The 12,530-nt window shown below is 65.6% G+C and carries 11 protein-coding genes; 7 read left to right on the top strand and 4 right to left on the bottom strand.

Annotation, left to right across the window (positions count from 1 at the left end):
• Positions 1-15 precede the first annotated feature (15 nt).
• The 3 genes from CSW63_RS00770 to CSW63_RS00760 all read right to left on the bottom strand — a co-directional run bounded on the left by CSW63_RS00770 (position 16) and on the right by CSW63_RS00760 (position 5,316).
• The gene (locus tag CSW63_RS00770) at positions 16-2,286 is read right to left on the bottom strand and encodes a TonB-dependent receptor (protein WP_099504302.1); all 2,271 of its coding nucleotides are present in this window, start codon (positions 2,284-2,286) and stop codon (positions 16-18) included.
• A gap of 176 nt (positions 2,287-2,462) precedes the next feature.
• The gene (locus tag CSW63_RS00765) at positions 2,463-4,085 is read right to left on the bottom strand and encodes an AMP-binding protein (RefSeq protein ID WP_062099286.1); all 1,623 of its coding nucleotides are present in this window, start codon (positions 4,083-4,085) and stop codon (positions 2,463-2,465) included.
• Positions 4,086-4,293: 208 nt separating this feature from the next.
• On the bottom strand, positions 4,294-5,316 hold the full coding sequence (locus CSW63_RS00760; protein ID WP_062099288.1) for an NADPH:quinone oxidoreductase family protein: 1,023 nt from the start codon (positions 5,314-5,316) through the stop codon (positions 4,294-4,296).
• 242 nt (positions 5,317-5,558) lie between these two features.
• Here CSW63_RS00760 and CSW63_RS00755 point away from each other — a divergent pair, with 242 nt between their 5' ends.
• The 7 genes from CSW63_RS00755 (at position 5,559) to CSW63_RS00725 (ending at position 11,845) form a co-directional block, all read left to right on the top strand.
• The gene (locus tag CSW63_RS00755; RefSeq protein WP_062099290.1) at positions 5,559-6,839 is read left to right on the top strand and encodes an MFS transporter; all 1,281 of its coding nucleotides are present in this window, start codon (positions 5,559-5,561) and stop codon (positions 6,837-6,839) included.
• Between the two features lie 76 nt (positions 6,840-6,915).
• Positions 6,916-7,710, top strand: coding sequence for an enoyl-CoA hydratase/isomerase family protein (locus CSW63_RS00750; RefSeq protein WP_099504436.1), 795 nt, complete (start codon positions 6,916-6,918; stop codon positions 7,708-7,710).
• A 35-nt stretch (positions 7,711-7,745) separates the two neighbouring features.
• Entirely contained in the window at positions 7,746-8,144 is a 399-nt protein-coding gene (locus tag CSW63_RS00745; protein ID WP_062099292.1) for a Zn-ribbon domain-containing OB-fold protein, read from the top strand.
• Positions 8,144-9,334 carry a thiolase family protein gene (locus tag CSW63_RS00740; protein ID WP_062099299.1) on the top strand — a complete coding sequence of 397 codons (1,191 nt, stop codon included), beginning with the start codon at positions 8,144-8,146 and terminating at the stop codon, positions 9,332-9,334. The genes CSW63_RS00745 and CSW63_RS00740 overlap by 1 nt, the downstream gene beginning before the upstream one ends.
• A 50-nt stretch (positions 9,335-9,384) precedes the next feature.
• Entirely contained in the window at positions 9,385-10,353 is a 969-nt protein-coding gene (locus CSW63_RS00735; RefSeq protein WP_062099301.1) for a hypothetical protein, read from the top strand.
• A gap of 2 nt (positions 10,354-10,355) precedes the next feature.
• On the top strand, positions 10,356-10,877 hold the full coding sequence (locus tag CSW63_RS00730; RefSeq protein WP_099504300.1) for a carboxymuconolactone decarboxylase family protein: 522 nt from the start codon (positions 10,356-10,358) through the stop codon (positions 10,875-10,877).
• Positions 10,874-11,845 (top strand): DMT family transporter, encoded by a 972-nt coding sequence (locus CSW63_RS00725; RefSeq protein ID WP_233206820.1) that lies wholly within the window; start codon positions 10,874-10,876, stop codon positions 11,843-11,845. Before CSW63_RS00730 ends, CSW63_RS00725 begins: the two co-directional genes overlap by 4 nt.
• A gap of 12 nt (positions 11,846-11,857) precedes the next feature.
• Here CSW63_RS00725 and CSW63_RS00720 read toward each other — a convergent pair whose 3' ends face one another.
• A complete protein-coding gene (locus CSW63_RS00720) occupies positions 11,858-12,526 on the bottom strand; it encodes an SDR family NAD(P)-dependent oxidoreductase (RefSeq protein WP_099504298.1) in 669 nt (222 codons plus the stop codon).
• Positions 12,527-12,530 lie beyond the last annotated feature (4 nt).

Here is a 12,530-nt window from a genome sequence, read left to right as displayed (position 1 = left end):
AGCCGGGCGCCTTTGTCAGAAGGCGTAGGAGACACTGGCCCCGTAGGTGCGCGGCGCGCCGATCACCACCGTGTTGAAGTTGCTGGCGGCGAAGGATCCCGAGCGCGCGCCGAAATATTCGTTGGTGAGGTTCTTGCCGTAGAAGGCCACGGTGACCGGCGCCCGCGCCAGCGTGAAGGACGCCTGGGCGTTCAACAGCCCGTAGCCGCCCTGACGAACGGAATTTCGCTGAAAGTCGGTCAGGGGAACCGGGCCCGCGCCAGTGATGGTGACGGTGTTGAGGAAGTAGACTTCGGAGCGGTGATTGTAGTCGACATGCAGGTCCAACCGCCCGGCCGACAGGTCGACCGGGTAGTCGGCGCTGAGCGCCACGGTCGTCTTGGCCACGGTTGGCACCGCCGATCCCTTGTAGGGCCCGTCGGTGAATTCCGGATGGATCAAGCCCAGCGCCGCGTTGAGGCGCAGGCGGCCCACAAGCGCGGTCGCCTCGAACTCGCCGCCATAGATCTCGGCCTTACCCGAATTCAGCACGGCGATGATCACCGGGCTGGCCGAAAGAATGGCGTTCTGCTGAATTCCCGAGAAGGTCGAGAAATAGCCGCTCGCGCCGATCCTGAGGCGCTTGTCGAAGAAGGTGAGCTTGGCGCCGGCCTCATAGCTTCCCACGCTCTCTTCGCCGAATGGCGTGAAGAAGGCGGCGGTCGTGCCGCTGGCCTGCTGAAAGCCGCCCGACCGGTAGCCCTTGGAGAATTTGCCATACAGCAGACCATCTCCAGGGAGCCGGTAGTCGACGCCGAGCGTGAACGGAACGGTGTTGAAGTGGATGTCGCGCGGCGTGTAGAGGCAGCCGCCGGGCGCGGCGTTGAGGCCGATGGCCGTAAAGGGGCAGGCCGCCGGCGTCACCGCCGAGGCGGGCGGTTCGGGATTGGTCGAATTGGCCGCCGAGACGGCAAAGCGCGCGGGCGTATAGACCATGCTGCGCGTGTCCTTGACCGCCCGCAGCCCGGCGGTGAGACGCAGGCGCGGCAGGACTTCCAGGCCGATCTGGCCAAACAGGCTGACCGATTCATTGGTCGGTCGGATCGTGTTGTCCTGAATGGCGGTGGGCACGCGGGTGATGGGCGAATTGCGGATCTTCTCGCGGAAATAGTACGCCCCGGCGGTCCAGGTCAGCCGGTCGGCGAGGGTGGTCCCATAGAGTTGAAGCTCCTGCGAAACCTGGTGGCCGTCCAATTCGAAGGTGCGGACGTCAGCGGTCGGGAAGGGCGTGCCGTCCAGGTCCGCCGCGCCCTCGAAATCGATGTTGCGATACCCTGAGATCGCCTTGAGGGTGGCGAAGCCGAGGTCGGCGGTGAGCGTGCCGGTCCAGTCGTAGACCTTGGACTGGTTGAGGGGATTGTAGCCCGCGTAGCTGGTGCGCGACTTCGGCGCGGCCACATAGGGCGCATATTGCGCGGCCGTCAGGCCAGGCTGATAGGCGTTGAGCACCCACAGCGGCTGATGGTTGGCGCCGGCATAGTGATCGAAGCTGACGTCAAGCCGCATCCGGGAGGTCAGGTCCGCGCGGAGGCTGGCGCGGATATAGTCGTCGTTCTGATCGGCGACATCGCTCGCGAGCGTGGGATTGTAGCCGTATCCGTCGTGCTCGACGTGGCTGTAGACCAGTCGGGCCGCCAGCTTGTCGGCGATGATCGGCAGATTGACCACGCCGGTTCCGGAGATGGCGTTGTAGTTGCCGTATCCCAGCTTCAGCGACCCGCCAAAGTCGTAAGTCGGCTTGTTGGTCGTGATGTTCAGCGCCCCACCGATGGTGTTGCGGCCAAACAGCGTGCCTTGCGGACCGCGCAGGACCTCGGCCGAGGCGATGTCCACCATGGCCAGATTGCTGCCCTCAGGACGGGCGTAGTAGATGCCGTCGACATAGGTGCCTACCGCCTGATCCACGTTGGGCAGGACGCCGCCGGGCGCGACGCCACGGATCGCCAGGATCAGGTCGTTGTTCCCATAGGGCGTGGCCGTGAAGGTGATCGACGGCGCGTTCTCGGTCAGGGCGCGGACGTCCGCGATCTGGCGCCGTTCCAGCTCGCGCGCGCCGAAGGCCGTCACCGCGACGGGCACGTCCGCCAAGCGCTCCTCCCGGCGCTGGGCCGTGACGATCACCTCCTCGAGGCCGGTGGGCGCGGCCTGAGGAGCGGCCTGAGGAGCGGCCTGCGCGCTCGCGATCGAGGGCAGGAAAACAAGCGAAACGCCCGCGCAAAGCGCCGATTTCCAGCTGGAATTGGTCATGGATCGTCCCTCCCTTGCGCGCTATGCGCGGCCGCGATCTGGACGATTTCAACGAACTCGCACGATCGCCTTATGAGCGGAAGGGAACTCAGCTCCGCATTTAAGTCAATCGCTTTAGTCTGATGGGAGAATTTAATTCTGCTATCAGGATAAAATACCTCGCGGCTGGCCTCGAGTTATCGGCTTGGCTTGATGTCCGTGGTCTCGATGTCCCAGGTGTTTGGCGTCGCGCCCTCGTCGCGAAGCTGGAATTTCAGCACCCGCCCCTGCGGATTGACCGGCAGCTCCGCGCGAAACTCGATGTAGCGCGGCACCGCGTAGTAGGGGACGCGTTCGATTAGCCAGCGGCAGAGCGCCTCCTCCGACAAGACGGCGCCCGGCTTCAACTTGGCGGTCACCTTGAGATCGTCCTCCTGGAGCTTCGATGGCACGGCGTGCACGGCCACCTGCTCGATCGCTGGGTGGGCCAGGATCGAGGTCTCCATCTCGAAGCTGGAGATGTTCTCGCCGCGCCGGCGCAGGTAGTCCTTCTTGCGATCGACGAAATAGAAGAAGCCATCCTCGTCGAACCGGCCGATATCGCCGGTATGGAACCACATGTTGCCCATGACCTTGAGGGTGTCCTCAGGTCGACGCCAATAACCCTTGAAAATGATGTCCGGCATTAGCGGACGGCACACAACCTCGCCGGACACGCCGACCGGCACTTCGTTGTCGTTGTCGTCGAAAATGCGCACGTCCAGCTCTGGCGCGGCCTTGCCCGACGAGCCTTCCGCGTAGGCGCCGTCGGCCGGCATCGAGGTCAGCAATCCCTCGGTCAGACCATAGACGTTGGATCCGATCTTCTTGGCGCCAAAGCGCTCGCGCCAGATCTGCTTGATGTCTTCGGGAAAAGGATTGCCTTTCACCGTGTGGACCTGGCCAAAGCAGCGCGCCATGGCTTCATGCTCCTCGGCGCGCGCGAGCAAGGTCCCCAACGAGCCCAGGATAGAGACAACGGTCGCGCCGGACGCTTCGATCGCCGGCCAGAAGCCGGAGACCGAGAACTTGGGCGCGAACGAAATCGTCGCCCCGACCAGCATCACCGACACCACCCCGGTGGCGATAGCGTTCATGTGGAACAGCGGCAGGGGCGTCCAGTAAATGTCGTCCGGTCCGAACGGCGCTGACCGCGTCAGCATGCGCGCGAAGTGACACATCTGATTGCCGGTGATCATGCACCCCTTGGAGGGGCCCGTGGTCCCCGAGGTGTAGATCAGCGCATTGAGCGCTCCGGGATCGGGCAGATCCTCGAACGCGCTGTCGTCGCCACCCCGGTGGTCGTCGAGCGAGACGATCGTCAGGGCCGAACCTGGCGCGGGCTCGAAGGCGCCGCGGACCAACACCGTCTTTAGCGCTGTCAGTTGATCCTCGATATCGAGGACGCGCTGCAGGTAGCGCGCCTCGCAGACCAGCAGGAGCGCGCCAGCGTCCTCAATCTGGTGGCGCAAAAACTGCCCAACCAGCGCGGTGTTCAGCGGCACGCTGATCGCGGAGATCTTGTTGGCCGCGATCCAGGTCGTGACCGCGTCGACATTGTTGTCGAGCATCGAGACGATCGGCGTTCCGGCGGCCAAGCCCAGGGCCTTCAACTCGTGAGCGAAACGGTTGCTCGCCAGATCGAACGCGGCGTAGGTGTGCTTTTCGCCACTGAAGTCCAGAAAGACCTTGTCGGGATGCGCGGCGACGGCGCGGCGCAAAGCGGCGACCGGCGTGTCGCGAGGGCCAGTCCGCCATCCTGCCTCGATCGTCTTGGTCATCTTGATCTTTCCGTCCACCTGGCGATCATCCGCCGCCCGTCGCCACAGCCCAGGCGGCGAAGGAGACAGACATCACGTTCCGTCCCTGGACTTGCACCAACGCCATTCAGTTGCCCTGAAGGCGGGCCAAACCCGCGCGCTTCGCCATGCGAGGCCACTGGGTCACCCATAGTTGGGTGGGCCTCTTTGGTCCAGCACAATTCTGATATTAGTCTTTCGTTCTGCTTTCAGAACTCGATACGTTTACGACAATCTTGCCGGTCACACCCCGAGCGCCCAGCCGCGCGATCGCCCTTCCACCTTCCTCCAACGCATAGCGCTCGGAGATGCGCGGCCGGATCTTGCCCGCCTGATAGAGGTCCAGCAACGCCTTCATGTCCCGCGCGCCGGATTGAGGGTCGCGCGCCATGTAGGCCCCCCAGAAAACGCCGATGATCTGGGCGGCCTTGAGCAGGACGAGATTGAGCGGGATCGCCGGGATTCCGGCCGCAAAGCCCACGACCAGATACCGCCCCTGCGCGGCGATGGCGCGGAATGCCGGCTCTGCATAGGCTCCCCCGACCGGGTCGATGACGACATTGACCCCTTCCCCGCCGCTGGCGGCCCGCACGGCCTCGGTAAAGGCCCTCGCCTGAGCGACACCCTCGAACGCGCCCGGATAGTGCACGAGCGCATCGGCGCCGGCCGCGCGGGCGGCTTCGAGCTTGTCGTGCGAAGACGCCGCGGCGACCACGCGAGCGCCTAGGGCCTTCCCCAATTCCACGGCCGCGAGGCCGACACCGCCGCCGGCGCCCAGAACCAGGAGCGTTTCCCCCGGCCGCATGCCTGCGCAGCCCACCAGGGCGTGAAGGACGGTTCCATAGGTCACCTGCAACGCCGCAGCTTCCTCGATGGGCATGGCGTCAGGCAGAACAGTGCACCGGTCCGCCGCCACGATGGCCACCTCGGCCATCGCGCCGAACGGCAGCGACGCCGAAACCCGATCACCCACGCCCGGCGCGGTGACACCCTCGCCGATCGCGCGCACCACGCCGGCCAATTCGCTGCCCGGCGAAAACGGCCGCGCCGGCCGCAGCTGATACTTATCCTCAATGACCAGCAGATCCGGGAAATTGACCCCGCAGGCCTGGACGGCGACAGCGACTTGACCTGGCCCAGGCGAAGGCTCGTCCACATCGCGGATCTTCAGGGTTTCAGGGCCGCCAGGCTCAAAGCTCGTCAGCGCGCGCACGGGAACCTCGCGTGAATGGCGCGAACGCCTGATGGTCCGCAGGACTCTATCTAGTCAGAGGACCGACGGGAAACAATCGCATTATTCTGATACCAGAAGTGCGTTTCGCTTGCCGAATTGCGTCGGCCGTTCTAGCGTCACCGAAAGAGACGCTGCCCAGACCGCGTCCGGAGGATACCCGTGATCGTCAGCCTACGCACGCCCCCCCAACCTCGTTGCCAACGCATGGCGGGCTCGCGGTCGTGAACGCGTCCCCTCCTCCCGCGCTGGTCAAGGGCGCCTGGTACACCCTTGTGATCCTGACACTCGTCTACGTCTCGAACTCGATCGATCGGACAGCCATGTCGATCCTGATCGAGCCGGTGAAGGCCGAATTCAAGCTCTCGGATGGTCAGCTGGGCCTGCTGACGGGGCTAGCCTTCGGACTAACCTATGCGCTGACCGGCCTGCCGATGGGATGGCTGATCGACCGGGTCAACCGGACCAAGCTGCTGGCGGTCGTCGTCGCGGTCTGGAGCCTTTGCACCGCCATGTGCGGGCTTGCGCAAAACTACACCGCCTTGGTCTTGGCCCGGCTTGCTGTCGGTGCCTCTGAATCAGCGGCCGCGCCCACGGCGATGTCGATGATCGCCGACCTCTTTCCCAAGAGCCGCCGCTCCACCGCCATGGGCGTGTTCTGGACCAGCACCGCCTTCGGAACGGCCATCAGCCTCGTGCTTGGCGGCGTGATCGCCGCCCACTATGGCTGGCGAGCCGCCTTCTTCGTCGCCGGCGCACCGGGGCTGATCTTGGCGATCCTGATCATCCTGACTGTTCGCGAGCCGCGGCGGGAACGGGATTTGGCCCAAGGCGGCGCGGGCCCCGCGCCGTCCTTTCTCCAGACCCTGCGGTTTGTCTCCGCCAACCCAGCGGTCTTCCACGCCTTCGTCGGCATTGGCCTGGCCTCCTTGGCCATGTCGGGCGTGCCGGTGTGGGCCGCCTCCTTCCTGGTGCGCACCCAAGGCTTCACCCTCCCTCAGGCCGGCCTGATGGCGGGCCTGGGCGTGGGCCTCTTTGGCGCCTTGGGCTCTCTGGTCGGCGGTCCCGTTGGGGACGCGGTTGTCCGTCGCTGGGGCGTCCAGGCCTTGCCGGCCGCTCCAATGGTCGCGTGCGCTCTGGCTTGCGCTTCGGGTCTCGTCTTCGCCTTGGGTTCTTCCCTAACCGTCGTGGCTGTAGCCTTCATCGTCTTCGAGATCGTCTCGCGCGGGTTTACGGCCCCCGCCTATGCGATCTTGGTCACCGGCGTGGAGCCGCGCATGCGGGGCGTTGTCGTCTCCGCCGTGCAGGCCGTGACCAATCTTGTCGGCTACGGCGTTGGTCCGTTGGTCGTCGGCGTGGTCAGCGATCGCGTTGGCGGTCCCCATTCCCTGAAGATCGGCATCGCCGCGGTGATGGGCTTTAGCCTGTGGTCGGGCGTGCATTTCTTGGCCGCCTGGCTGGCCGCTCGCCGCTCCCAGCGCTTTGCCGTCGAGGCCGCGGCATGAGTTTCCCACCTCGCAATTCCCAGGACAGCGAATGCGGCCGCGCACGGCTGGCCGGTCGCGTCGGAGCATGATGACCATGGCGGATGGAGCCATCGAACAAACCGTCCAGATCGAGCGCGTCAATCGCGTGGGCTGGATCGTTCTGAACCGCCCTGGGCAGATCAACGCCATCAATCCCGCCCTGCGTCTCGAAGTCACCCAGGCGCTGGAGCAGCTGGACAGCGATCCCGAAATGGGCGTGATCGTCATCCGGGGCGCTGGCGAGCGCGGCTTTTGCGCCGGCGCCGACATCAAGGCGCAAAGCGACGCGACCTCCCTGCCGACGCTCAGGGCTGGGATGACTCCCGGCTGGATCGAGGCCTTGGATCGGGTCCGCAAACCGGTGATCGGCGCCATTCACGGCTTTTGCCTGGGTGGCGGCCTCGAGATCGCCATGGCGTGCGATATGAGGATCGCCGCGCCAAGCGCGGTGTTCGGCCTGCCCGAAACCAGCCTCGGCTTGATCCCGGGCGGCGGCGGCACGCAACGCCTGCCGCGGATCGTCGGCCTTGGCCGGGCGCTCGATCTCTTACTGACCGGCGAGCGGATCGACGCGGCGGAAGCCCATCGCATCGGCCTGGTTTCACGCTTGGCGACGGCGAGTGATCACCTGATCGACGAAGTCCAGGTCTTGGCCGAGCGCATCGCCGCCAAGCCCGCCTCGGCTCTGGCCTACGTCAAGGAGGCCGCACGCGATGGTCTTGAAATGGATCTTCGCGCCGGACTGAAACTCGAGAAGGATCTATTCGTCCTCCTGATGTCGACCGACGACCGCCGCGAAGCCGCCGCCGCCTTCAAGGAAAAACGCCAACCCGTCTTCACGGGCCGCTAGATGGCCGCCATTCAACACATTCGGGAGGCGCGGCGATGAGAAAACTTCCCCTGCTCAACGCCGAGACGCAGCCGTTCTGGACCGGCGGCGAGGTCGGTGAACTGCGGATGCACCGCTGCGGGGACTGCGCGCAATTCTTTCACCCTCCAGCGCCGATCTGTCGCCATTGCTCCAGCCTCAACGTCGCGCCCACGGCGGTGTCGGGACGCGGTCGGGTGTTGACGTTCACCATCAATCACCAGGCTTGGACTCCCGACCTCAGCGAGCCCTATGTCGTCGCCATCGTCGAGCTGGAGGAGCAGGCGGGCCTGCGCTTTCTGTCCAACATCGTGAATTGTCCGCCTCAGGCAGTCGAGATCGGCATGCCCGTGACGGTCGTGTTCGAGAACATCGAGGACGTCTGGGTGCCTCTGTTCGAAAGGGCGCAAGCCTAATGGGCGCTCGGATCCTCGAAAAGGACGTCGCCATCGTCGGCGTAGGGCAGTCCGAAGTGGGCCGCCCATCGTCGCGTTCGGCCATGGAGCTGACGGTGGATGCCGCGCTGGAGGCTATCGCCGACGCCGGCCTCACTCCCAAGGACATCGACGGCGTCTGTTCCTGGCCTGGCGACAACGCCAACGGCAGCAGTTTCTCGCCCGTCGGTCCCTTGGCGGTGTTGAGCATGCTGGGCCTGCAATGCAACTGGTTCAGCGGCGGCTATGAGGCGGCCGGGCCGCTCGCCGGCGTGATGAACGGCGCCATGGCGATCGCCACGGGCCTGGCCAAGAACGTTCTGGTCTTTCGCACCATCACCGAGTCGAGCAACCGCCTGAGCGGCAGCAAGGACCAGAGTCTCGCGGCGAAGTCCGGCGCGCGCGACGGCAATTTCATGTGGCAGTGGTGCACGCCGTTCAACGTGCTGTCGGTGGTCAACATCACCGCCATGTACGCCCACAGCCACATGCGCAAGTACGGCACCACGCCCGAGCAATTGGCCCAGATCGCCCTCAACGCCCGTCGCAACGCCCTGCTCAACCCCAAGGCCGTCATGCGCAAGCCGATGACGATGGACGACTACTTCGCCTCGAAGATGATCTCCACGCCGCTGCGGATGTTCGACTGCGATGTCCACTGCGATGCTTCGACCGCCATCGTCTTGTCGCGCAAGGACATCGCCAAGGATCTGCGCAATCGACCGGTGCGTATCGAGGCGATCGGAGCGGCGATGAACCAGCCCTATCTCTGGGATCAGGTCGATCTCACCGCCAACGCAGCGCCCGACGCCGCCGCGGCCATGTGGGCTCGCACCGATTTCAAGCCCGCCGACGTGGACACCGCCCAGCTCTATGACGGCTTTAGCATTCTGACGCTGATGTGGCTTGAGGGGTTGGGCCTTTGTCCCGTGGGGCAGAGCGGCGCCTTCGTGGAGGGCGGCCACCGCATCGCGCTGGATGGCGAACTGCCCTTGAACACCAACGGGGGTCAGTTGTCGGGCGGACGAACACACGGGCTGGGCTACGTGCACGAGGCGTGCACCCAGCTTTGGGGGCGCGCGGGCGAACGCCAGATCCGCGATCCGCGCGTAGCGGTCTGCGCCGCCGGCGGCGGGCCGCTCGCGGGCAGCCTGTTGCTGGTCAGGGACTGAAGACAACGAACGGCCAGCGCGCCGCGCGGCCGACGCTAAGGGAGAACAAGATGAGCCTCTATGACCTGCTGCTCAGCGGCGATCTGATGGTCCACGACGCCGACAAGACGGCCGAACAGATCGTCAGCAAACTGGAAATCCACGGCCATGCGAACTGGCGCCAGGCCTTTCCGGGTCATCCCTATATCGCCCACTTCCTGAGGGTGCACAAATCGCTGGCTGTGTCGCCCACGCGCGTCGAACCCCAGGGCCACCTGGACTTCCCCAATCAGGGCGATCCGATGTTCCCAGGCTTTCTCAAGAGTCTCGAGGATTTTCAGGGCCCGTTCCGGCCCATCAAGACCCACGCCACGGTCCTGGTCTCCGACAACATCGGCGGCGTGATCGAGCACCTGCAGAGCAAGGGCCAGCCCTTCCGTCTGGCCCAGCTGACGCCGGAAATGCCGTTCGATCGACTGTGGGTCGGCTGCACGCCGGAAAAGCCCGTCTATGAGCCGTCCGTCGATGGCGGGCTGTGCATCGAGGTTATCCCCCTGGCGGCCATTCAAATGCCGGCCGAGGCGTTCAACGTCCCCCCGCCCCGCCCTCGCGACCCCAAGCCTGGCGACATGGTGCGGGTCGTCGGCCGTGGCTTCCTGGTGCGCGACCTCGACGATGTCCTGCGCCGTCTAGACCTGAACCTGGATCTACAACCGGCCGGTTCGGTCGAGCAATTGGACCGCGAGGGCTACAAACGCGCCCGCATCGGCTTCAATCTGGGAACCAGCGCGACGCTCGATGTCATCCAACCCACGAAGTGGGACAGCCCGACGGGCCGCTACCTGCACAATTGGGGGCCAGGGCCGCACTACATCCGCATTTCGGTCAACGGCCTTGAGGCCAAGGCTGAACGCTTGGCCGCCCTGGGCGTGAAATTCGAACACATCGAGGACTGCCAGGCCGTCGGCGGCGCTCTGCTGCGCGTCGATCCGGCCGAACTGGGCGGGGCGATCTTCGAATTCTGCGAAGACGAGGGCTGATCGTGGCCCGCGTCGCGCCCCTGCCCCTGGAGGCCCTGCCAGAACCGCTCAGCGCTTCGATCGAACGGGGAACCGCGACGCGGATGCTTTCCAACACCTTACCGGTGCAGATCTGGGCTCACCGGCCGGCCGCGGCCAACGCCTGGCTCGCGACGATGGCGGAGATTCACGAGCGCGGTGTCTTACCGGACCGCCTTCGGGAATTGGTCCGCCTGAAGATCGCCTCGATCACCACCTGTCCGGTCTGCCAAATCGCCCGCAAGTCCGACGACGTCAGCGAGGCTGACGTCGTCGCCTGCAGCGACTGGTCCGATCCGCGCTTCAGTCCGTCCGAACAGGCCGCCCTGCGTTTCGCCGAACTTTTCGCCGGCGATTATTTTTCGCTTGGCGACGAGGTCTACGACCATTTGCGCCTACATTTCAGCGAAGAGCAGATCGTCGAGCTCCACCTGTTCAGCGGCCTGATGTTGGCTGGCGGCCGCATGACCTATGTGCTGAAGGGTTATGAGGACACATCCGCTTGAAGGGCCCCTTCTCGCGCCTGGCGCCCAACGTTCAGGGCGCCGTGTGGCTGCTGCTCTCGGCCGTTACCTTCGTCGGCATGACCATCCTGGTGAAGCACCTCAGCGGCGACTACCCCTCGCACCTGCAGAACTTCTATAGGCAGACCGGGTCGCTAATCGTCGCCATCCCCTTCATGCTCCGCAGCCCGCGGCAGGTGCTGCTGGTGCCCCGCGCGACGATGCCCGCCCTGTTCGTGCGCTCACTGCTCGCCACGGTGGGCATGGTCCTGCTGCTCTACACCTACGAAGCCATGCCAATGGCCGAGGCCAACGCCCTGTCGTTCACCCGGCCGCTATGGGTCGTGCTGCTGGCGGCGCTGTTCCTTCGCGAAACGATCGGCCCAAGCCGGATCGCCGCAGTGGTGGTCGGCTTCATCGGCGTCGTCATCATCATGCGCCCTTGGGGCGCGGACACCGCCTTGGGCTGGCCTCACCTGGCCGCGCTCGTCTCGGCCCTGTGCTTGGCCGGCACGATCACGGGCGTGAAATCCCTGACCCGGGATCTGTCGGCGAGCTCGATCCTGGTCTGGTCCAGTATCATGGGCGAGTTGCTATGCTTGCCGTTGGCCCTGGCCGACTGGCGCTGGCCCAGCCCCGCCGATCTTATCCCGCTGTTTCTGATCGGCCTGCTCAGCGCCGCCAACCAAGTGCTGTTCATCAAAGGGATGGCGGTCGGCGAGGCCGCCGTCCTGGCCCCGATCGACTATGCTCGGCTGGTGTTGTCGATCATCGCGGGTCTGGTCGTATTCGGCGAATGGCCCGACGCCTTCACCTATGTCGGAGCCGGGGTGATCGTGGTCTCGACGCTCTACATCACGATCCGGGAAATCCAGAGCAAGCGGGCCAAGACGCTGGCCATCGACGCTGGCCAGCCGGACGCCTCGAACCCGCTGGGGCTCGGCGCCGCTGACGACAACCGGGCCGGCTGAAAATCTCCGCCCCTAGGAAACGGCCAGGGTAATGCCGGATCCGTTGATCGCCACGGCGGCGTCAGACAGCAGAAAGGCGATGACCTCCGCCGCGTCGGCCGGCTTGATCCATTCGGCGGGGTTGGCGTCGGGCATATCCTGGCGATTGGTCGGCGTGTCGAGGATCGTCGGCAGGATGGCGTTGACGCGAACGCCCGTGCCGCGAAGTTCGGCCGCCAGGCTCCGGGTCATGGCCATCACCCCGGCCTTGGAGGCGGCATAGGGCGCCATGCCGGTCGCCGGATCGATGGCGCCGGCCGCGCCGACATTGACGATCGCGCCCCCCTGCTTCAGCAGACTGGGAAGCGCCGCGCGGCTGGCCAGGGCGGCCGTCAGAAGGTTAGTGCGGAACATGCGATCCCAGGTGCCGGCTTCGCCACCGACGATTGGCTCCCAAACGAAGCCGCCGGCGATGTTGGCCAACCCGTTCACCGACCCCAAGGTCGACGCCACGGCCTCGAACGCCGCCCCCACCGCCGCGGCGTCGGCGAGATCCACCTTCGGCAGCACCAGATCCGCATCGATCTCCATGACGGGCGCGGCGTCCACGGCCGCGACGGCGAAGCCGTCGGCCTTCAAACGCATGACCACGGCCCGACCCAAGGCGCCGGACGCTCCGGTGACGATGACGACATTGGTCATGGCA

This window comes from Caulobacter sp. FWC26 (assembly GCF_002742645.2).
Lineage (GTDB): Bacteria > Pseudomonadota > Alphaproteobacteria > Caulobacterales > Caulobacteraceae > Caulobacter.
This window is presented reverse-complemented; position numbering and strand designations above follow the sequence as displayed.